20 protein-coding genes are annotated in these 21,876 nt (G+C 62.1%); 8 read left to right on the top strand and 12 right to left on the bottom strand.

Translation table 11 applies throughout. The features are described from left to right. Positions 1-9: 9 nt before the first annotated feature. The 6 genes from ACI3KW_RS17160 to ACI3KW_RS17135 form a co-directional block, all read right to left on the bottom strand. A complete protein-coding gene (locus ACI3KW_RS17160) occupies positions 10-894 on the bottom strand; it encodes an ABC transporter permease subunit (RefSeq protein ID WP_113123203.1) in 885 nt (294 codons plus the stop codon). 71 nt (positions 895-965) lie between these two features. Beyond that, complete coding sequence (locus ACI3KW_RS17155) at positions 966-2,303, bottom strand: extracellular solute-binding protein (protein ID WP_404849100.1); 1,338 nt, start codon at positions 2,301-2,303, stop codon at positions 966-968. Positions 2,304-2,622: 319 nt separating this feature from the next. Further along, the gene (locus ACI3KW_RS17150) at positions 2,623-3,822 is read right to left on the bottom strand and encodes a mandelate racemase/muconate lactonizing enzyme family protein (RefSeq protein ID WP_404849099.1); all 1,200 of its coding nucleotides are present in this window, start codon (positions 3,820-3,822) and stop codon (positions 2,623-2,625) included. A 9-nt stretch (positions 3,823-3,831) separates the two neighbouring features. After that, on the bottom strand, positions 3,832-4,158 hold the full coding sequence (locus ACI3KW_RS17145) for an NIPSNAP family protein (protein WP_404849098.1): 327 nt from the start codon (positions 4,156-4,158) through the stop codon (positions 3,832-3,834). Between the two features lie 148 nt (positions 4,159-4,306). Beyond that, positions 4,307-5,668 carry a mandelate racemase/muconate lactonizing enzyme family protein gene (locus ACI3KW_RS17140; protein WP_404849097.1) on the bottom strand — a complete coding sequence of 454 codons (1,362 nt, stop codon included), beginning with the start codon at positions 5,666-5,668 and terminating at the stop codon, positions 4,307-4,309. A gap of 30 nt (positions 5,669-5,698) precedes the next feature. Next, positions 5,699-6,394: a GntR family transcriptional regulator gene (locus ACI3KW_RS17135; RefSeq protein WP_404849096.1), complete on the bottom strand. Its 696-nt coding sequence runs from the start codon at positions 6,392-6,394 to the stop codon at positions 5,699-5,701. Positions 6,395-6,724: 330 nt separating this feature from the next. Between ACI3KW_RS17135 and ACI3KW_RS17130 the strand changes: the two genes are divergently transcribed. The 7 genes from ACI3KW_RS17130 (at position 6,725) to ACI3KW_RS17100 (ending at position 13,730) form a co-directional block, all read left to right on the top strand. Next, positions 6,725-8,170 carry an extracellular solute-binding protein gene (locus ACI3KW_RS17130; RefSeq protein ID WP_113124111.1) on the top strand — a complete coding sequence of 482 codons (1,446 nt, stop codon included), beginning with the start codon at positions 6,725-6,727 and terminating at the stop codon, positions 8,168-8,170. Between the two features lie 153 nt (positions 8,171-8,323). Next, on the top strand, positions 8,324-9,211 hold the full coding sequence (locus tag ACI3KW_RS17125) for a carbohydrate ABC transporter permease (protein WP_113124107.1): 888 nt from the start codon (positions 8,324-8,326) through the stop codon (positions 9,209-9,211). Next, positions 9,208-10,083 carry a carbohydrate ABC transporter permease gene (locus ACI3KW_RS17120; RefSeq protein WP_404849094.1) on the top strand — a complete coding sequence of 292 codons (876 nt, stop codon included), beginning with the start codon at positions 9,208-9,210 and terminating at the stop codon, positions 10,081-10,083. The genes ACI3KW_RS17125 and ACI3KW_RS17120 overlap by 4 nt, the downstream gene beginning before the upstream one ends. A 9-nt stretch (positions 10,084-10,092) precedes the next feature. Continuing rightward, entirely contained in the window at positions 10,093-11,193 is a 1,101-nt protein-coding gene (locus ACI3KW_RS17115; RefSeq protein ID WP_404849093.1) for an ABC transporter ATP-binding protein, read from the top strand. Positions 11,194-11,202: 9 nt separating this feature from the next. Then, positions 11,203-12,357, top strand: coding sequence for a mandelate racemase/muconate lactonizing enzyme family protein (locus ACI3KW_RS17110; protein WP_404849092.1), 1,155 nt, complete (start codon positions 11,203-11,205; stop codon positions 12,355-12,357). A 25-nt stretch (positions 12,358-12,382) separates the two neighbouring features. Further along, entirely contained in the window at positions 12,383-13,129 is a 747-nt protein-coding gene (locus ACI3KW_RS17105) for a ribonuclease activity regulator RraA (protein WP_404849091.1), read from the top strand. Positions 13,130-13,196: 67 nt separating this feature from the next. Then, the gene (locus ACI3KW_RS17100) at positions 13,197-13,730 is read left to right on the top strand and encodes a hypothetical protein (protein ID WP_404849090.1); all 534 of its coding nucleotides are present in this window, start codon (positions 13,197-13,199) and stop codon (positions 13,728-13,730) included. Positions 13,731-13,780: 50 nt separating this feature from the next. Here ACI3KW_RS17100 and ACI3KW_RS17095 read toward each other — a convergent pair whose 3' ends face one another. The 6 genes from ACI3KW_RS17095 to ACI3KW_RS17070 are packed head-to-tail and all read right to left on the bottom strand — an operon-like array spanning position 13,781 to position 20,301. After that, entirely contained in the window at positions 13,781-14,689 is a 909-nt protein-coding gene (locus ACI3KW_RS17095) for a carbohydrate kinase family protein (RefSeq protein WP_404849089.1), read from the bottom strand. Next, a complete protein-coding gene (locus tag ACI3KW_RS17090; RefSeq protein ID WP_035100206.1) occupies positions 14,686-15,750 on the bottom strand; it encodes an ABC transporter ATP-binding protein in 1,065 nt (354 codons plus the stop codon). Before ACI3KW_RS17090 ends, ACI3KW_RS17095 begins: the two co-directional genes overlap by 4 nt. Beyond that, positions 15,750-17,258: an argininosuccinate lyase gene (gene argH / locus ACI3KW_RS17085; RefSeq protein WP_404849088.1), complete on the bottom strand. Its 1,509-nt coding sequence runs from the start codon at positions 17,256-17,258 to the stop codon at positions 15,750-15,752. The genes ACI3KW_RS17090 and argH overlap by 1 nt, the downstream gene beginning before the upstream one ends. Before the next feature lie 3 nt (positions 17,259-17,261). Next, entirely contained in the window at positions 17,262-18,107 is an 846-nt protein-coding gene (locus ACI3KW_RS17080; protein ID WP_113124030.1) for a carbohydrate ABC transporter permease, read from the bottom strand. 5 nt (positions 18,108-18,112) lie between these two features. Next, on the bottom strand, positions 18,113-19,045 hold the full coding sequence (locus ACI3KW_RS17075; RefSeq protein WP_404849087.1) for a carbohydrate ABC transporter permease: 933 nt from the start codon (positions 19,043-19,045) through the stop codon (positions 18,113-18,115). Positions 19,046-19,053: 8 nt separating this feature from the next. After that, positions 19,054-20,301 carry an extracellular solute-binding protein gene (locus tag ACI3KW_RS17070; RefSeq protein WP_404849086.1) on the bottom strand — a complete coding sequence of 416 codons (1,248 nt, stop codon included), beginning with the start codon at positions 20,299-20,301 and terminating at the stop codon, positions 19,054-19,056. Between the two features lie 341 nt (positions 20,302-20,642). On the opposite strand from ACI3KW_RS17070, the gene ACI3KW_RS17065 reads away from it, so the two are divergent. Then, complete coding sequence (locus tag ACI3KW_RS17065; protein WP_404849085.1) at positions 20,643-21,872, top strand: ROK family protein; 1,230 nt, start codon at positions 20,643-20,645, stop codon at positions 21,870-21,872. Positions 21,873-21,876 lie beyond the last annotated feature (4 nt).

Raw genomic sequence — 21,876 nt, 5'->3', positions numbered from 1 at the left:
GTCTTCTCCCTAGCTGTAGTGGACGCGCTTTTCGACCCAGCGGAACTGGACGAAAGTCAGCGCAATAACGAGGACCATGAGCACGATCGACTGAGCGGCGGCGCCCGAATAATCGAGGCCTTTGAAGCCATCGATATAGATGTTGTAGACCATCACTTCGGTGGCCCCGATCGGTCCGCCCTCGGTCATGGTGTCGATCAGCCCGAAGCTGTCGGTGAAGCTGGAAATCAGGTTCATGATCATGAGGAAGAAGACGGTGGGCGCGATCAGCGGCAATTGCAGGTCGAGCATGCGCTGGAACGGGCGCGCACCATCCATGGCCCCGGCCTCGGAGATGGATTTGGGGATCATCTGGAGAGCCGCGAGGAAGAAGATGAAATTATAACCGATGCCCAGCCAGGCATGACAGACAATGACCATGCCCAGAGCGTGCCAGCCATTGGTGGCGGGGCTCCAGATGCCGGGCCAGATATCGTTGATCGAGCCAATCAGGCCCGCTTCAGGCGAGAAGATGAAGCGGAAGGCGACGCCGGCAGCGGGCGCGGCGATGGCATAGGGCCAGACGAACACCGACTGGAAAATGCGGGTGCCCTTGAGCGCGCGATCCACGAACATGGCGAGCGTGAGGGCGATGGCCATGGACAGGCCCGTGGCGCAGATGGCGTAGAAGGCGCTGCGACCGACAGTGGCCCAATATTGGCTGTCGCGGAAAATGGCGAGAAAATTGGCGAAGCCAACCCAGGTATTGCCGCCGCCCCAGGCCTGTTCGAGCGTGAAGGCCCAATACAGCGCCTGTGATGTGGGCCAGTAGAAAAACACCAGCACCAGCAGGAGTTGGGGCGCCAGCAGCAACCAGGGCAAGGTGCCGTTACGATAGAATGCGCGTCGTTCCATGAACCATCCGCCTCGCAGAAAATAGCAATGCACGGACGGCTTTCGCCGCCCGCGCTTTGATCATCGTCAGATCAGGGGAGTTGCTGACCGGCATAGGTCTGCTCGAAGCGGCGCAGGATTTCGTTGCTGCGCTCGGCGGCGCCATCAAGGGCCTGCTGCACGGGAACGTTGTTGAACAGCACTTCCTGCATGGCGTCGGCGACTTCCTTGCGCACCGCGCCGAAATTGCCCAGGCGAACGCCGCGGGTATATTCGGTGGGCGGCGTGAAGGTCAGGCTTTCGATGGCCTGTTCGCGGCCCTTATAGGGGGCGTTGGCGTAAAAGCCTTTGTCGGTCATGGCCTTGAAGCCCGAATTGGTAACCGGGATGTAGCCGGTCACGGTCGACCACCATTCGGCCTGCTTGGGAGTGGCGAGGAAAGCGTAGAACGCAGCGGCGCCCTTGTACTGCTCGGGGGTCGAGCCCTTGAGTGTCCACAGCGAAGCGCCGCCCACCAGCGTATTGGTGCGTTCGGTGCCTTCCCAGATCGGGAGCATGGCGACATCCCAATGCATGCCTTCAATGGCCTGCTTGGCGAAGGTGCCGTGATCGGCAATCGAGGAGGACGACATCTGGCACTTGGCGTTGACGAAGGCATCATTGGCGGTTTCGCCGATGGCCTTGGACTTGGCGACGAACAGGCCCTCGTCGTACATCTTCTTGATCCAGGTCAGCTGATCGACAAACTTGCCGTGGTTGAATTCCACGGTGGCGTCGAGCCCTTCATAGCCATTGCCCTTGGAAGCGATGGGCTGGTTGTGGGCAGCCGAGAACTGCTCCCACCACTGCCAGGTGCCGGTCGGATCGAACGCGACGGGGCAGTCATAGCCGGCGGCTTTCAGATCACGGGCGATCTTCTCGACCTGTTCCCAGGTCTGGGGAGCGCCTTCAAAACCGACGGCCTTGAGGGCGTCGGTATTGTAATAGAACATGGCCGTCGAGGAATTGAACGGCATCGAGAGCAGTTCGCCCTTCGAGGTCGAATAATACGAGGCGATGCCGGAGAAATAGTCGTCCCAGTTGATCTGGTAGCCATTTTCTTCCATCAGCTGGCGCACGGGGATGTAAGCGCCGGACAGCATCAGGTCGAGCGTGCCGCCATCGCTGATCTGGGTGATGGTGGGCTGCTTGTTGGCGCGGAAAGCGGCAATGGTGTTCTGCAGGTTGGCTTCGTAATCATTCTGGCTGATGCAGACGATTTCATAGTCGGCCTGCGACTCGTTGAAGGTCTTGCACATGTCCTGGATGCGTTCGCTGAGGTCGCCGGACAGGCCGTACCAGAATTCGAACTTGGTGGCGGCAGAAGCCGGCGCCGCAACGCTCAGCGCGCTGGCAGCCAGAGCTGCACCGAACAGCCATTTGCTTGTCATTTGGGTAGTCTCCGGGAATGGGTTGCGCTGTTGAAAGCGGCGCGACTCCTAGCCCCGGTGGTTGACGGAATGACTGCGTTGCGGTGACGGATCGATGACATTGCACAGCTGTGCGATGGATCGGGGGAGATTGGGGCAAATTAGAGGGAGCGGTCCCTACCCCGGATGGCGCCCTATGCGATTACTCCCCTGCCCACAGTGTCATTCCCGCGAAAGCGGGAACCTCTGTTTTACGATGCGAGGAAGGCAAACGGAGGTCCCCGCTTTCGCGGGGAGGACACCGTGGATGGCGGTGAGATCAGGGAGGAATACTCGACCCCTAATCAAAAAATCCCACATCCTCGTCCATCAGATACCGCTTGGCCGCCTTGGCATCGATATCGAGCCCCAGCCCCGGTCCCGGCAGCAGATCAACCATGGAATCATTGACGATCCGCCCCGCCGGCAGCCCCGTTACAATGTCCTCCCACCACGGATCGGACGCGCTGGGATATTCAAACGCGATATAATTGGCCGGCAGCGTGGCACACACATTGATCAGCGCGCCCAGGCCCAGCAACCCATTGGCCGTGCCATGCGGGGCCATCATGATCGAGTGCATATAGGCGTGCTCGGCCACCCATTTGAGCTCGGCAATGCCGCCAATATCAGCCGGGTCCGGCCCCACGACCCGCACCGCCTGCGTCTCGATCAGTTCCTTGAAATTGTGCCTGAGATAAATCTGCTCGCCGGTATGGATGGGCGTCGAGGTGGAGGTGGTCAGCTCCCGATAGGCCTGCGGATTGACCCAAGGGACGTAGTCGCCGGTCAGCATGTCCTCGAGCCACATCAGATTATATTTCTCGACCGCCTGGGCGAAGCGGATGGCGTCGGGCAGGAACCAGCCGGGGCCGCAATCGAGCGCCAAACTTACCTTGTCGCCCAGCACTTCCTTCATGGCGATGACGCAATCGAGCATGTGATTGAACGCATGTTCGCTGATCTGCCCCTGGTCCATGGCGCCGTGATAGGCGGGCGGCTGGCTCACGCCATAGTGGAAATCCTCCACATTGCGCTTCATGTTGGAATGGAAGCCAATGCCCTGCTTGACCATGAAGAAGTTCTCGGGCCGCTCCTTCATCCATTTGACGTCGGCGGCATAGTCTTCGGGCCGGTCGCCCGTGCGCTTCTGGCGGATCGAGCCATTATAGACGCGCACCTTGTCGCGCACCTTGCCGCCGAGCAGCTTGTAGGCCGGCACATTGGCCGCCTTGCCGGCAATGTCCCACAGCGCATGCTCAATGGCGCTGACCGCCGCGCCATAGGGCTTGAAACTGCCGCGCTGGCGGATTTTGAGCATGACCCGCTCGACATCGGTGGGGTCCTCACCGATCAGCGCCTCGCGGAAATGCAGCACCCAGGGCTTGAGATAGGGCTTGGTATATTCCACCTCGCCCAGGCCATAGAGCCCCTCATCGGTAACGATGCGGACGATGGGATGCCGGCCGATAACAGCGCAGCGCAGATCGGTGATTTTCATGGAAAATGCCTATTGCACGGACGAGAAGGCGGTGGGCGACAGGAACTGGCTGGAGATATTGGCGAGGATGGGCCCATCGCGCTCGGAATCGTCGCGAACCTTGTGCCATTCCGGATCGGTGACGAAGGCCTTCCACTTGGTTTCGCGCTCGGCGAGGGATTCCCAGGCGACGAAATAGGTCAGCCGATTGCTGCTTTCGCCCACGGCGGTGGTGAAGAAGCCGGCCTGCCGGATGCCGTGTTTGTCCCACAGCTTGAGCGTGTGGTCGCCAAAGCGCTTGAGCAGCGCTGGCAGGCGGTTGGGCAGGCACTCGTAGATTCTCAATTCGTAGATCATGGTTCTTCCTTGTTCACCTCTCCCTTTGGGGGAGAGGTCGACCCTCTTGGGTCGGGTGAGGGGGCCTTACCGCATGAGGAATGCCGCAAAAGGCCCCCTCACCCGTCGGCTACGCCGCCGACCTCTCCCCCAAAGGGAGAGGTGAAAATCAGCTCCAGGTGCGGTCCCAGGAATATTCGTCATCCCATTGCTCGGTGCTCTGCCAGATGCCTTTGACACCCTCTTGCAGGTGCTGGCTGATGACCTCGTCGACCACGTCGTCAATGCCCAGCCCCGGCTTGTCGGGCACGGTGATGAAGCCGTCCTTGACCAGCGGCTTGGGCAGGCCGGTGACGATGTCGTCCCACCAGGGCACGTCGACGGTGTGATATTCGAGCGCCATGAAGTTTTCCGTGGCGACGGCCACATGGGCGGCGGCCATGGCGGCGATGGGGCTTTCGGCCATGTGAATGGCCATTGCGATGCCATGCTCCTGCGCCGCGTCGCCGATTTTCTTGGTCTCGTAGATGCCGCCCGATGTCAGCACGTCTGGATGAATGACCGAGATGCCCGATTTGAGCAGCGGCTCGAAGCCTTCCTTGAGGTAGATATCCTCGCCCGTGCAGATCGGCACAGTAGTGGCCTCCTGCAGCTGCCGATATTGATCGGCATATTGCCAGGGGATCACGTCCTCCAGCCACGCTGGCACGTATTTCTCGATCCGCCGCGCCAGCCTTATGCCGTTTTGCAGCGAGATATGGCCGACATGGTCGATGGCGAGCGGCACTTCGTAACCGATGACCTCGCGGACTTCGTGGATGTACTGCTCGAGCAGGTCGATGCCCTTGTCGGTGAAATGCAGGCCGCTAAACGGGTGGCGGACATTGTGAATGTCGTAGACGGCATTGCGCGCCCGCCGGTCCTCCATGGTCTTGACCGGGCCGCGGCCGGGATGCACGCGATAGCCTTCGAGCGAGCCGGATGGCGCCACCACAGCGCCCGGAATGTCGGCGATCTGCATCAGGCCGAGGTCCATCTTGAGGAAGGTGAACCCCAGATCCATGCGCTGCTTGAGCCGCTTGCCGGTCTCGGTGCCGCTGGGCTTGTCGGCATCGGTGTCGCAATAGATGCGCACTTTCTCGCGGAAACGGCCGCCCAGCATCTGGTAAATCGGCACGCCATAGGCCTTGCCCGCGAGATCCCACAGCGCGATTTCCACCGCCGAAACGCCCCCGCCCTGCCTTCCATGGCCGCCGAATTGCTTGATGCGGCGGAACAGGCGATCGATATCGCAGGGATTTTCGCCGATCAGCCGGCTCTTGAGCATCAGAGCATAGGTGGCGCTGGCGCCATCGCGCACTTCGCCTAGGCCGACAATGCCCTGATTGGTATAAATCTTGAGTAGCGCGGAGGTGAACGGCGCGCCGACAATTTCGGCTACGCGCAGATCGGTAATGCGCAAATCGCTGGGCCGCGAACCAGTGCGGACATTATTCTCAATGCTGTCGGCGGCCTCCAAAGTGGTCGTCATCAATTCCCCTCCTCAGAAAAATTTTGATTTTTACGTCAGCGGCTTGCGGGCTCCGGTGGCGCGGGCAAGGCGCATATGCTCGATAATGTGCCGGCCCGAACCCTCGACATGGGCGGCAATGACGGTAGCAGCCCGATCGGCATCCTGGGCGCGGATGGCCTCGATCAGTTCGTGATGCTCGCGCAGCACCGCGACGCGGCGGCTGAGCGAGGTCGGAAAGCGCCGGCTGATGGCGCGCAGCACTTCGCGGTGGCGCCACCACAGATCGGCGGCGTGGCGATTATAGTGCCGGTCGTAGATGACCTCGTGGAACCGGGTGTCAAGCTGGCCGTGCCGGTTGGGGTCGCTGAAATTGAGCGCCTCGATCTCGGCCTGAATCTCCTCCAGCTGCGCGATATCGGCCTCGGTGGCGATGCCGACAAACCAGCGGGTTAGCGCCGGCTCGATTAGTGCGGCGATCTCGATGATGTCGCGGACGAAATTCTCGTCGATCGGGCGGACCCGCGCCCCGCGATGGGGCTCCATGATGACGAAATCCTCGCCGCGCAATTGCTGCAAGGCTTCGCGAATGGGGTTGGTCGAGGTGCCGTAGCGCTTGGCGAGATCGGCGACCTTGAGGCGTTCATTGGGCCCGATTTTGCCCGAAATAATGTCCTCCCGGATCAGCTCGTAGATCGAAGCTGGCACGGGTTCGACATCAATCGTGGCGGCAGGCTGAGTATCCATGGCTGCCTTGTTTAGGCGCGGCCAGCACACAAGCCAAGGGGTTTTGCACACTAAAACTCAAAAATAATGTACGATCCAAACATTATTGACAGACAAGTTGCAGTCTGGAACTGTCCGGCGTGGGAGACATGGCAAAAGCCGGCCCCATGGCGCTGAAGGCCCGAGCAAGCAGGCCGTCGCACCAGCTTTGACTATGAGGAGGCGCAGCTGAAGCTGCGAGGAAGCCCAGGTTCGGCCGAGGGGGCTGAACGGTCTTCCGACTATGAGGAGGACTTTTTGATGACGAATTCGCAGGGCTCGCCCGATCGTCGGCGGCTGCTTGGCTATGCCATGGCGGCGCTGACCACGGCGTCGCTGATGTCGAGCACCGTTTATGCGCAGAGCGTCGATCTCAGCCAATGGTCGCCGGACTACGTGAAGTCGATCGCGGGCACCAAGGACTTCGACGCCGCCAAGGATTGCGGCGCAGTCGTGCCCAACGATTATACCGGCAATGTCAGCTACTGGTATACCGGCCCGTTCGAAGCCGATCCGCAGATTGCGCACGAGCAGGACAAGGCATTCTGGGACGCGTTCCACGCCGCCTACCCCAACATCAAGACCGACGTGCAGTCGATCACCTATAACGAACTGCTCGACAAGTTCCGCACAGCCCTGCTCGGCAATTCGGCCCCAATGGTCATCCGCCTGCAGATTCTCGGCGGCGTCGAATTTGCCGCCAAGGGTTACCTCAACCCGGTCAAGCCGGAAGACTATGGCTTCACCGCCGCCGATTTCTGGCCCGGCGCGCTCAAGTCGGTGACCTACGACAACACGCTTTACGGCCTGCCGACCAATAACGAGACCATGGCCTTCATCTGGAACGCCAAGGTGTTCAAGGATGCCGGCCTCGACCCGGAAAAGGCACCGGCAACCTGGGACGACGTGGTCGCCTATTCCAAGCAGATCCACGACAAGCTGGGCATTTCCGGCTATGGCCTCGTGGCCAAGCAGAATGCCGGCAATACGCCATTCCGCTTCATGCCCCAGCTTTGGGCCTATGGTGGCGGCTCGCTCGACGAAGCCACCGCCAACCCGACCTACAAGACGGTCGAAATCAACAATGCCGGCTCCAAGGCCGCCTTGCAGGCTGCGTACCAGATGTATGCCGTCGACAAGTCAGTCCCGGTTTCTGCTCTCACCAATACCCAGGCTGAAAACCAGGCACCGTTCATCGCCGGCCAGCTCGGCATGATGATCGCCCACCCAGCCGAATACGCCAAGATGCTGGACCTTGCCAGCAAGGCAACCGGCGCCGACAAGGCCACGGCAGACGCCGTAGTCGAGAACATGCGCTATGGCCTGATGCCGACGGGACCGGACGGCAAGCGCGCCGTGGTGTTCGGCGGCTCCAATATCCACGTGGTGAAGCCGGAATTCGTCGATGGCGGCAAGGTGGACGAGCAGGCCGTCAAGGCGTTGATCTGCATGTGGGACAGCCCGGAATGGTCGACCAGGCTGGCCTGGGTCGGCTCCAATCCCGGCAACATCAATGGCTTCCTGACCTCCGCCATGAAGGAGCGCCTGGATACCATCAAGTTCCTCGACGTCACCACCTCGATGCTGCCCAACGGCATCCCGTTCCCGGTCCTGCCGGAATCGCCCGAGATCATGAACATCGTGGTTCCGGACATGCTGCAAAACGCCCTCACCGGCAACATGACGGTCGATCAGGCGACTGAAGACGCCGCCAAGAAGATCGAGGCCATTATCGGTGGCGGTGGCGGCGGCATCTGACCTGCCTCTGAGCAATCTCGGGCCGGCGGCCACTCGTCGCCGGTCTTTCTATTCATAGCCAAGGGTGGTGCCACGGTGAGCAACGTACAGGGACAAGCGATCTTCCGGGATGTTCCTGGCCAGGCGCCCAAGCGGGCCAATCTCGGCCAGCGCATGTACACCAGCCGCTTCGACTATCTCTATATTGCACCAGCGCTGCTGGTGATGCTGATCGTGATCGCCTATCCGGTCTATTACACGATCGAGCTCAGCTTCTATAAAACCCCAGCCAGCCTGTCGCTGGCCGACAAGACCTTCACCGGCTTCGACAATTACGCGACGGTCCTCAACAGCGCGATCTTCTGGAAGGTCACCTGGCAGACCATCATCTGGACCGTGCTGTCGACGCTGTTCTCATTCATGATCGGGCTGGGCGCGGCCCTGGCGCTGCATCGGGCCTTCATCGGCCGGGCACTGCTGCGCGGCCTGTTGCTGATCCCCTGGGTGGTCAGCGCAGTGGCCGCCTCCTATGTGTGGAAGTGGCTTTACCATTCCGATTTCGGCGCCATCGGCGCATTGCTCAACGCGATCGGCCTGACCAGGGGCCCGGTCAATTTCATCGATAACTCCACCACCTCGCTCTACGCCCTGATCGTCGTCAATGTGTGGAAGGAGTTCTCCTTCGCCATGATCATGCTGATGGCCGGGTTGCAAACCGTGCCCGAATCCCTGTTGCGGGCGGCGCAGGTGGATGGCGCCACGGCCTGGCAGCGGTTCTGGCACGTGACCTTCCCGCAATTGCAGGGCGTCTCGACGGTGACGGTGCTGCTGTTGGTGGTGCAGAATTTCAACTCGTTCATCATTCCCTTCATCATGACGGGCGGCGGGCCGGTGGGCTCGACGCAGATCTGGATCACTCACATCTACGAGCTGGCCTTCCTGCGCCAGAACTGGGGGGTTGGCGCGGCCTATGCGGTGCTGCTGTTCCTGATCATGATGGTGCTGGGCTATTTCTATGTCCGCGCCCTCACCCGCGGCGATGACAAGAGGGCCGGCGCATGACCGCGATGACCGAAAGCGCCGTGCGGCGGCGCAGCGTCGACTGGTGGCGCTGGTCCGGGCGGCTGTTCCTGGTGCTGGTGCTGGGCTTCACCGTGATGCCGATGATCTGGATGATCATCACCTCGCTCAAGACCGGTTTTGCGGCGATGCAATACCCACCGCAATGGTGGCCCGCCGAGCCGACGCTGGAAAACTATATGCGGCTGCTCGATCCCTCGGGTCGCATCGGGCAAGATTTCCTGCACTATTTCTGGAACTCGCTCTGGGTTTCGACCATCACCACGATCCTGGCGGTGGTGGTGGCGGTGCCGGCGGCCTACGCGTTCTCGCGCTTCCGCTTCCCCGGGCGCAACTTCCTGTTCTTCGCGGTGCTGCTGCGCAACATGTTCCCGGCGGTGGTGTTCCTCGTGCCGCTCTTCATCCTGATGAAGGCGCTGGGCCTGGTGAACACCCACGGCTCGCTGATCCTGACCTATCTCACCTTCGGCCTGCCGCTGGCGATCTGGCTGCTCAAGGGCTTTTACGACAATATCCCGATCCAGCTCGAACAGGCGGCCCGCATCGACGGCGCCACGCGGTTCCAGGCCTTCATATTCATCGTCATGCCGCTCTCGACGCCGGGCATTATCGCCACCTCGATCTACAGCTTCATCGGGGCGTGGAACGAATACATCTACGCCTACACCTTCCTCACCAAGCAGTCGCAGATGACGCTGCCGGTCGGCATCCAGCGCTTCTTTTCGGAGAATGCGACCGACTGGCCCGGCCTGATGGCGGCCACCTTCATCATGAGCGTGCCCGTCGTCGTGCTGTTCCTCGTCCTGCAAAAATACTTCGTGCGTGCCCTCACCGAAGGCGCCGTCAAACATTAGGAGCCGAAGATGGCCGGGATTGTCCTCGAGCACGTCATGAAGACTTACGGCAGCCTGTATGCCGTCAACGATGTCAGCTTCACCGTCAACGATGGTGAGTTCGTCGCCCTGGTCGGCCCCTCCGGCTGCGGCAAGACCACGACGCTGAACCTGATCGCGGGCCTCTTGCCCATGAGTGGCGGCGACATTTCCATCGGCGACCGCGTGGTCAACGATCTCGATCCCAAGGATCGCGACATCGCCATGGTGTTCCAGAACTATGCGCTCTACCCGCAGAAATCAGTCTACAAAAACCTCGCCTTCCCCCTGCAGATGCGCAAGCTGCCCAAGGCGGAAATCGACAAGAAGGTGCAGGACGCCGCCAAGCTCCTCGACATCACCCACCTGCTCGAACGCAAGCCGCGCGAGCTGTCCGGCGGCCAGCAGCAGCGCGTCGCTTTGGGGCGGGCGCTGGTGCGCGATCCCGCCGTATTCCTGATGGATGAGCCGCTCTCCAATCTCGACGCCAAGCTGCGCGTGCAGATGCGATCCGAGATCAAGCGCTTCCACCACAACCTCAATGCCACGGTGGTTTACGTGACCCATGACCAGCTCGAAGCCGTCACCATGGCCGACAAGATGGCGGTAATGAATGGCGGCCTGCTGCAGCAATATGACAGCCCGGCCAATGTGTTTGCCCACCCGGTCAATACCTTCGTCGCCAGCTTTGTCGGCAGCCCGGCCATGAGCCTGATCCCGCTCGATGTGGTCAGCAAGGGCACCGAGGCGTCGCTGCGCAGCCCCGAGGAGGGCTGGGAGCTGCCGCTATCGGCGTTCAACGCCCGCAAGGCCAATGCTTCAAGCAATGGCAAGGTGGTGCTGGGCGCGCGGCACTCGACGCTCAAGCTGCACAAAGCAGCGGCGCCCGGCGCGGTGCCGGGCAAGGTCTATACGGTGGAACCTACCGGCGACGTCACCTTCGCCCAGGTCTTCATCAGCGGCGCGGTGGTCAATATCAGCCTCGACCCGTCCGTCGTCATCGCTCCCGACGAAAAGGTGTGGGTCGAATTCGACCAGGCACGCATGCACCTGTTCGACGGGGCCACCACCATGGCCCTTCAGGCCGCCTGAGTATCATTGATGAAAATCACCGCCATCATCCCCTACCCCACCTGGGTCGGCATTCGAAACCAGCTCATCGTCAAGGTGGAGACCGACGAAGGCATTTACGGCTGGGGCGAAAGCGGGCTTTCCGGGCGCGAAAAGGCGGTGGCCGGGGCCATCGAGCATTATCGCGAATTCCTCATCGGGCGCGATCCGATGGCCATCGGTGCGCTGTGGCAGGAAATGTATCGCAGCCAGTATTTCGAGGGCGGCCGCGTGCTGACCGCCGCAATTTCGGCCATCGACATTGCCCTGCATGACATCAAGGGCAAGGCGCTGGGCGTGCCGGTCTATCAATTGCTGGGCGGCAAGCAGCGCAACCACATTCCCACCTTCGCCACCACCAAGGGGCCATGCGGCCCCGAAATGATCGAGCAGGCCAAGGAGCTGATGGCGCTGGGCTGGAACGCTCTTCGCCTGTTCCCCGCCGACCACGGCAGCAAGAATATCTACGAGCCGCGCCAATCCATCGCCGAAACCGCCAAATGGTGCGTCAAAGCCCGCGAGGCGCTGGGCGAGGAAGTGGTGCTGGGCGTGGATTATCACCACCGCCTGTCGGTGGCGGAGGCCGCCAGCTATTGCCAGAAAATGCCCTCCGGCACCCTCGACTTCCTCGAAGAACCAATCCGCGACGAGACGCCAGAGGCCTATGAGGCACTGCGGAAAATGACCGACGTGCCCTTTGCCATCGGCGAGGAATTCGCCAGCAAGTGGCAATTCCTGCCTTACATCGAACGCGACATTCACCAGTTCAACCGGATCGATGTGTGCAATGTCGGCGGCCTGACCGAGGCGATGAAGGTCGCCGGCTGGAGCGAGGCGCATTATGTCGACATGATGCCGCACAATCCGCTCGGCCCGATCTGCACGGCAGCCACCATCCACTTTTCCGCGGCAGTCGCCAATTTCGCCTGGCTCGAAACCCGCGCCTCGCCGGGCGAACTCTACCACGGCTTCGACGACGCCGGCATTTTCACCAGCCAGCCCCGCCTCAATGGCGCGGTCTACGACGTCACCGATGCCCCCGGCCTGGGCGTCGAGGTCGATGAGGAGCTGGTGAAAAAGCAGAGCTTCAAATTCTGGGAAGCCCCGCATCTGCGGCGCACCGACGGATCAGTCACCAATTGGTAGGGCCAGCTGGCCAAAGGAGATTTTCATGACACACACACCCGGCATTACCCGCCCATCCAAGGACATTATCGCGGCGCTCAAGGATATCGGCTCGGCCACAGTGGCCGGCACGCTGGGCCATATGGGCATTCGCAATCCCCACATTCAGGGACCTGTCAGCTGGAACAAGGGCAAGTCGATCGTCGGCCCGGCGCTGACGCTGCAATTCATGCCCAAGCGCGAGGATCTGTACGGCGACGGCGAATATGCCGACCCCGAAAAGCAGTTGCATCGCCATGTGCTCTATCACGTGGAGGAAGGTGACATCGTCGTGGTCGATGCGCGCGGTGACATGACGGCCGGCGTATTCGGCGACATGATGAGCACCTATTTCAAAGGCCGCGGCGGCGCCGGCATGATCATTGACGGGTGCCTGCGCGATTACCCCAATCTCAAAAAGCTCGACCTGCCGCTGTGGGTGCGCGGCTGGACGCCCAATTTCCACACCCAGACCGGGTTGATGCCCTTTGCCGTCAATGTGCCGATCGCCTGTGGCGGGGTCACCGTCATTCCCGGCGATATCATCGTGGCCGATGACGATGGCGCCGTGGTGCTGCCGGTGGCGCTCGCCGCCGAAGTCATCGCCAAATCGGCCGAGCACCACGAATGGGAAGATTTCTCCCGCATGAAGCTGATGGAGGGCGCGCCGCTGCAACGCTATTATCCGCTCCATGCCGATGCGCGCGAGGAATACGAGGCCTGGCGCCAGCTCAATCCGGTCAAACATTCCTGACCAGCCCCGCCCTTCCCGCCGGGGCATGATCCGCGCTACAAGCCCTGGCACTTGCGAAGGTCTTGTTATGTTGCTGCGTTTGCTGGCCGCTCTTGTCGTGGCGCTCTTTGCCCTGCCGGTTCAGGCACAACAGGCCGATCTGCTGGACCAGGCCATTGCCGACGCAACCCGCACCTTCGAGCGCGCCCTGCCCCAGCTGGGCGCGGCCATGATGGGCGTTGACACGTCAGCCTATCGCGATGCCCTCAAGGCGCGGCGGTTTCATTCCGCACGGACCGGCAGCGCGCGGGACGTAATCTTTGTCATCGAGGACAGCGAGAAAGGCTCCTGCGCCAAATTTGCGGCCTATGTCGCCGGGGTCGCCAATAGCGACGCCGCGCACATGTTCCTCTGCCCGCAATTCTTCACGCCGGGCGCCGATCTGCTGCGCGAAACCACGATCCTGCACGAAATGGTGCATGTGGTGACCGGCACCGACGAGTGCCAGGCCATGGCCTATACCGCGCAGATACAGATGCTGGCCCGGGGTAGCTTTGTGCCCGTGGCGCGGTATTGGAAGGATAATGGGTGCGTTGGCTCGCGGTATAAGTTGCCGGGTTAAAGACCTCAGAAATCCCCCCGCGCCCTCCTCAGCACAGTGTCATTCCACCCTCAAGCCACGTGATGCGCCGTCCCCAGGCTCCCGGTCCCCCCCGTCGCCTGCACCGACCGCGAGCCCGCCTCAATCGCTGCAGCCAGGCACACATCCATCGCCGCGCCATCCAGCCAGGTATGCAAAAACCCGGCATTGAACGCGTCGCCGGCGCCCGTCGTATCCACCACCTCGACTGGCGGCGTAGAGCGCCGGATGACCTGCCCATCCATTGCCAGCATCGCACCATCCCCACCGCATTTGAGCGCCACCACCGGGAAATGCCGCATCAGCCGTGCCAAAGCCTCCTCCGGCGCCTCGCAATGGGTCAGGGCACGCGCCTCTTCCAGATTGGGCAGGAACACATCGATCCCGGCCGCGCGTTCGAAAAACATCGGGTCCTTGATCAGTTCGGCATCCCAGCTCGGATCGAGCGACACCGTCAGCCCACGCGTCTTGGCCGCCGCGATAGCCGTCGGGATTTCGTGCAGCGTGGCATATTCGGCAATGTGCAAATGCCCCGCCTCGCTCCAGTCCAGCGCCGCTTCGAACGTCGCGGGCAGAGCGTGCCCCGCCCGCCGCGAGAGGAATGCGCGTTCTTCCTGCTGCACCATAACCACGGTCACCTGCGGACCCGCCGATGGATGCCGGTCGAGAAACCGCAAATCGATGCCCAAAGCATCGATCTGCCCCTCCAGCGCGTTCGACACCGCATCGGTGCCGAAGCGGGCCAGCAGCACGGTTGGGCGGCCCAGCGCCACGGCATGCGCGGCCGTGATCAGGGCGCCGCCGCCGGGCGTGATGGTAAAATCCCGCGCGAAGAGTTCGCGCCCGAGTTCGGGCATGGCGTCCAATCCGTTGAACACCATGTCGCAATAGATGCGGCCCAGGCTCAGCATGGCCTGGCCGCGCGATTGTATCGAAGTCATGCCCGGCCCAGCGCCCGCTCTGTTGCCGCATCGAACAGGTAGAGCGAGCCCGGCTCGGCCCGTGCCGCCAGCGTGGAACCAACCTTGGGCACGACGCGGCCCGGCGCCGTGGCGATGACGGTTTCCCCGCCAACCGCCAGATGCACCAGCGTTTCCGACCCCAGCGGCTCCACCGCAACCACCTCGCCCGACAGCGTCAGGCCCGGCCCTTCGGTGCCCACGATCAGATCATGCGGGCGCACGCCAATCTTGATCGGCGCATCGGGGAAATCGAGCTTGCCGCCATCCCATTTGGTGCCCTCGATGGCGAGGCCACCGGCGCTGAGCGTGCCGGAAACCAGGTTCATCGAGGGGCTGCCGATAAAGCGGGCGGTGAAGATATCGACCGGATGCTCATAGAGATCGGTCGGCGTGCCAACCTGCAGGATGTGGCCATCGCGCATAACGACGATCTTGTCGGCCATGGTCATGGCTTCGATCTGGTCATGCGTCACATAGACGATGGTGGTGCCCAGCCGATGATGCAGCCGCTTGATCTCAAGCCGCATCTGGGCGCGCAATTGCGCATCGAGATTGGAGAGCGGTTCGTCGAACAGGAACGCCGCCGGTTCGCGCACCATGGCGCGGCCGATGGCGACGCGCTGGCGCTGGCCGCCGGACAAGGCAGCGGGACGGCGGTCGAGCAGCTTTTCGAGCCCCAGCACCTTGGCGGCTTCCTCGATCAGCCGCTGCTTTTCGGCCTTGGGGAGCTTGGAGGTATAGAGCCCGAAGCCGATATTCTGGCCCACGGTCATATGCGGATAGATGGCGTAGTTCTGGAACACCATGGCGATGTTGCGCTGCTTGGGTTCGCGCTGGTTCACCACTTCGTCGCCAATCAGCAGATTGCCGCCGGAAATGTCTTCCAGCCCCGCGATCATGCGCAAAGTGGTGGATTTGCCGCAGCCGGAAGGGCCGACAAAGACGACGAATTCGCCATCTTCAATGGTGAGGTTGATGCCATGGACGGCGCGCGTCTTGGCATATTCCTTGACCAGTCCCTGAAGTTCGATCTTGGCCATCAGGCATTTCCCTTCAATGCGTCGAAACGCTGTTTGAGCTGCTGTGCAGCTGCGGCTTCGCGCTGCATAAGTGTGTGAAGGCGAGCGGCAAATTCCCTGCCGCGCGTCTGGTAACCGGCAATGGCCGCTTCGAGCGGGGCGGGCGCCGGGCCCCCGAAGCGGGTGCGCACGGCAACGAAATATTCGGGCGACACCAGTTCGGCGAAGGTCGCTGCGTCGATCGTGGTCTTGCGGCCGGTGGCTTTTTCAAAAGCCGCCAGGAAGGGCGCATAGCCGTCGCTGACCAGATCGCCTTCCATGGCCACCACGGCCCGCGCCACTGCGGCGGCGATTTCATGGCCCTCCCGGAAGGACAAGCCCTCGCGGCGAACCAGGCTATCGGCCAGTTCGGTAATGGTGATGCAGGAGCGGCGGATATTGTTGGCCACCCGCGCCGGATCGACCTTGATCTGGGCGACCAGCGCCGCCAGCAGATCGAGCACACGCTCGGCACTGTCAAAGGCCTGATAGCCCATGGATTGGGTTTCGCCTTCGCTGTCGTTCATATCGGTGAACGGCGTGTTGTGCATGATGTCGAGCATGGCCCGCGCCCGCCCGAAGGTCTGGCTCGCCAGGTGGCGCAGATGCTCGATCGGCACTGGATTGCGCTTTTGCGGCATGATCGAGGAGATCTGCACCAGCGCATTAGGCACGTAGATCTGCCCGACCTCGAAGCTGGTCCAGAATTGCAGATCCTGGATCGGCCGGCCCAGATGCAGGAACATCAGTTCAAGCGCGCCATAGGTCGAGGTGATGTAGTCGACCGCCGCGATGCAGCTATAGGAATTCTGCAGCGGCGCGGCAAAGCCCAACAATTCGGCCACGCGCGCCCGGTCGGTGGCAAAGCCCGACGTGGTGATCGCCGCCGCGCCCATGGGCGACAGATCGACAATCCCATAGGCTTCGAACAGCCGGTCGATATCGCGCGCCAGCACCTCGATCACCGCCGAAAGGTAATGCCCGAACGTGGTGGGCTGCGCCGGCTGGCCGTGGGTATAGGCGACGATCAGCGTCGCCTTTTCCCGCTCGGCCGCCGCCACCAGCGCCTCGTGCAAGGCCAACGCCTTGCCGATCAATATGTCGAGCCGCGCCTTGAGCCCCAACTTGAACAGGGTGTGGTCGATATCGTTGCGCGACCGCGCCGTATGCAAGCGCCCGGCCAGATCGGGGCCGAGGCGCTTTTTGAGTTCCTTTTCGATGAGGAAGAAGAAGTCCTCGACCTCCCCGGTATAGACCAGCGTCGTGGGGTCCACCTCGGCATCGATGGCCTCGAGCGCGCCGGCGATCTTGCCGGCCTGATCGGCATCGAGAATGCCGGTTTCGGCCAGCATGACCAGATGGGCGCGGTCGACGGCGCGGAAGGCCGCGACATGGTGGTTCTTGGCGCCATCGAACAGCGGGCGCAGCACGGTTTCCTTGTAGACGGGATCGGGGAAAACCGAGCTATCGGTCAATCTTGGATCGGTCATGATCTACCCCTTGAGCCCGGCCAGCATGACGCCGCGCACGATGAAGCGTTGCAGCACGAGGAACACCAGCAGCGTCGGGATGGTGGCCAGCGCCGCGCCGGTCATGATCATTTCCCACTTGATGGATTGCTCGACCGCAAAGCTCGAGAGGCCCACCGGCAGGGTGTAGAGCTCCTTGGACGTGGTCACGATCAGCGGCCAGAAAAAGGCCGTCCAATTGCCCAGAAAGGTGAAGATGGCCAGCGCCGAGATGGCCGGGACCACCATGGGCATGGCGATCTTCCACCAGATGGTGAATTCGTTGAGTCCATCCACCCGCGCCGCCTCGAGGAAGTCATTGGGCACGGTTTCAAAGAACTGCTTCATCAGGAAGGTGCCGAAGGCCGTCATCATGCCGGGGAACATGATGCCCCAATAGGTGTCGAGCCAACCAAGCTGGCTGCTCATCAGATACCAGGGGATCACCAGCATTTCGGTGGGGATCATCAGCGTCGAGAGAATGGCCAGGAAGATGAAATAGCGGCCGCGGAACTCGAATTTGGCGAGCGTGTAACCGACCAGGCTGTCGAAGAACACATTGGACACGGTGACCGTCAGCGCGATGAAGGTGGAGTTGAAGAACCACCGCATGAAGCGGCCATCGCCCAGCACCTTGATGTAGTTCTCGAAGGTGGGCGCCGCCGGGATCAGGCGCAGGTCGTAAACCTGCCCCGCCGTCTTGAGCGAGGTCGAGAACATGAACAGCAGCGGGGTGACCATGATCAGCCCGCCGATCAGCAGGATGGTCCAGGCGATGATCCGGCCGGGGCGAATATCAAGTCGGTTGGCGCGCAGCTCGGTCGAGGGCATGGCGGTCATTTCTTTTCCCTCATGATCCAGAGCTGAAGCAGCGAGACGGCGAGCAGGATGGAGAACAGCACCACCGTTTGGGCGGCGGCATAGCCCATCTGATAGGATGAAAACGCGGTCTGGTAGATCATGAGCACCAGCGGCTTGGTCGCATTGAGCGGCCCGCCGGGATCGTTGGTGGTCATGTTGTAGACCTGGTCGAAAATGCGCAGGAAGCCGATGGAGGAGAACACCACGAGGAACACTGTGGTGGGCTTGAGCAGCGGAATGGTGATCTTGCGCAGGATGGCCCATTCGCCCAGACCATCGATCCGCGCCGCCTCGTAAAAGGTGGAGGGAATGGCGCGCAGGCCGGCCATGAAGATGATGATCTGGAACCCCAGCCCGGCCCAGATGGCGGGCGCGAGCACGGTGGGCAGCGCCTGCACGGTCGAGCGCAGGAACGGCTGTTGGGCGATGCCGAGCGAACCCAGCATGCCATTGATCACCCCGATGGGCACCGGCTGGTAGAACCAGCGCCACACCCAGCCCATGGCCGCCGCCGTGGTAAGAAACGGCAGGAAGTACAGCGCCCGGATAAAGCCGTGCATGAAGCGGACGCGATCGAGATAGAAGGCGATCACGAAGGACAGGACCAGGCTGAGCGGCGTGCCGATCAGCAGGTACAGAAAGGTGTTCTGGAAAACCTTCCAGAACACGGGATCGGCAAACATTTTCTGGTAATTGGCCAGGCCGATGAAATTGGCCGGGCGCAGCAAATCCCAATCCGTCAGGGACAGCCAGAACGCCTGCAGCGTCGGATAGAACCTTATGCCCGCATAGAACAGGATCGGCAGGGCCAGAAATGTCCAGGCCCAGATGACCCGCTTCGTCTTGATGCTGAAACGGTCCCAGAGGCGGCCGCGGGCCGCCTCCCCCGTGATGGTGTCCGACGCCATGGCGCTTCCTACTTGGTTGCCGCGTCGATGATCGCCTGCTCGGCCGTGGCGGCCGCAGCAATCGAATCTTCGATGGACTGGCCTTCGAGCAGCACGCGATTGACCATGTCGATGGCGACCTGGCGCTGCCCGGCTTCGTCATAGAACTTGGTGGTGTGTGCGTATTCAAGACCTTTGAGGAACGGCGCGCGGATCGGGTCGGCCAGATTGGCCTCGGTCAGGGCGACGTCGCGGCGGGCCGGCAATTCACCCACCACGTTGAGCCAGATTTCCATGGCCTCGGGCGAGGTGATATAGGCGAGGAACTTCTGGGAAGCCGCCAGCTCTTCACCCTGGGCGCCCGAGCCGATGGCATTGGCGAAATAGCTCGAATAGTTCGAGCGCAGGCCATTGGCATCGGCCGGCAATTCGGTGACGCCCCATTCGAACGGATTGTCGGCAAAGGCGCCGAGCCGGAACGTGCCGTCGATGGTCATGGCGGCAAGACCCGCGCGGAACGCCGCCTGGCCTTCATCCATGAAGCCGACCTGGCCGACCTTGGAGGCGGTCTGCAGATCGGTGTAATATTTCAGCGCCGCAGCGCCGGCAGCGTCATTATAGGCGACATTGCCCGCTTCGTCATAAGGCACGCCGCCATTCTGGCGGATCAGCACTTCGCGCCACCAGTGATGGTCCTGGCCGGCCATGTCGAGGGTCACACCGGCGCTGGTGATATTGCCGCCGCCATCGCGCTTGGTGGTGGCTTCGGCAGCCGCCAGGAAATCGACGAGGTTCTGCGGCGGATTGGCCGGATCGAGCCCGGCTTCGGTGAACAGCGCCTTATTGTAGAACAGAGCCAGCGAACGCACGGCGGTCGGCAGGCCATAATAGGCGTCGCCGCGCTTCATCGCCGAAACGATGGGGAAGAAATCGGCTTCGATTTCAGCTGGCGGGAACACCGCCGGATCAAGCGGCTGGATCAGCTCGCCATTCACGAAATTGTCGAGCCAGCCATAGAACAACTGCACCACGTCCGGGCCCTGCCCGGCGACCTTGGCCGCGACAACGCGCGTCTGATAGTCGGCATAGGGGAAGGTGACCTGCTTGACGGTGATGTCGGGATTGGCCGCTTCGAACTTCTCGATCAGCTGGTCCATGGCCTGCACGCGAGTGTCGAAAACATATTGCCAATATTCGATTTCCACGGCCTGGGCCGAGCCCAGCGCCAGGAAGCTGATGCCAGCCGCGAGCCCGGCCAGTTTTGCCTTATTGCGCATTGATAACCTCCAAATGGCCCGCTTCATCCTCAGCCGGCCTTCCTTGCAGAAGGGCGAACTTCGCCATTCCCAGCGGCAAACGTCAGCCATGTGACACTCGCTTGTCAATAAAATAATCTACTTGAGTTATTGTTCTGCACGGGTACGGTATGAAGGTCGGGATTGGCAGATTGACATAATCCCCACCGGGTCATTCCCGCGAAAGCGGGAACCTCTGTTTGTTTGGAGAGCCCGGTAAACGGAGGTTCCCGCTTTCGCGGGAATGACACCGTGGGTAAATGGTCGAATCCCAACCTGTGTTAAGGGATGTGGTAGTTGACCCATGATCAGGGGGGCGGTTCTTGAGCAGTCAGGACAAGCGCAATTTGCGCCAGCGCGTGGCGATCGGCAGCAATCCCGAACGCAATCGCGCGCATAATCGCCGCGTCGTCCTCGAGGTCATCCGCCTGCACGGCCATCTGGGCCGCACCGAAATTGCCCGCCGCGCCCAGCTCACCGCGCAAGCCGTGGCCAATATCGTGGAAGAATTGCTCGACGAGGGCCTGCTGGTCGAGCTGGGCCGCATGCGCTCGGGCCGCGGCCAGCCGCCGATCCAGTTCGCGGTCAATCCCAATGGGCCGGTTACCGTCGGCGTCGAAATCGCGGCCGACCACATGGTCACCGTGCTGCTCGACCTCTCGGGCGGGCTGCGCGCCCAATCGATCAGCCCCTTGGAGCGGACCGATCCGGATTACATTCCCGGCAAGGTGGCCGAAGAAATCGCCAAGCTGCGCGCCTCCGCACAGGACACCAGATTGCTCGGCGTTGGCGTGGTGATGCCCGGCCCCTTCGATATCGAGGGCATGAGCTCGGTCGGTCCCGCCACCCTGCCCGGCTGGACCGGCGCCGATCCGGTCAAGCTCATCGCCAAGGCGACGGGCGAAAGCGTCGTGCTCGAAAATGATGCTACCGCCGCCGCCGTCGGCGAGCGCCTCTACGGCGCCGGGCGCCAAAGCGGGAATTTTTGTTACCTTTATTTCGGCGTCGGCCTGGGTCTCGGCGTCATTCAGGATGGGCGCCCGCTGCGTGGCGCCTTCGGCAATGCCGGCGAAATCGGCCATGTCGGGCTGGTGCCCCGCAAGGGCAAAACCAGCTATGGCGCGGCCGGAGCGCTGGAGCGCTTCGTCTCGGTCTATGCCCTGCGCGAACAGCTGGCACTGGCCGGCATCTATGCCGCCAATGTCGATGACATTCAGGCGCTGCATGACGACAATAATCCCCATCTGATGGGCTGGATCGCCAGCGCCGCCGATTATTTGGCGCCCACGGTGGGCATGCTCGAAAACATCTTCGATCCCGAAACCATCATCTTTGGCGGCGGCCTGCCTGATTCCGTGCTCGACGCGGTGATATCAGCGCTCGATCCGCTGCCCGTTTCGGTCTCCAGCCGCCGCATGCGCACCACGCCCCGCGTGCTGCGCGGCCAGACCGGCCAACTGACCGCCGCCCTGGGCGCCGCTGCCCTGCCTCTGCTCGACACCGTTTCTCCCCATCTCAGCACTGCCACCGGCCCGGTTGTGCCCGCAGTCTGAACGC

The sequence above is a fragment of the Devosia sp. ZW T5_3 genome (assembly GCF_044987315.1).
In the GTDB taxonomy this organism is placed as follows: Bacteria; Pseudomonadota; Alphaproteobacteria; order Rhizobiales; family Devosiaceae; genus Devosia.
The sequence above is the reverse complement of the archived record's forward strand: the minus strand, read 5'-3'. Positions and strand labels throughout refer to the sequence as shown.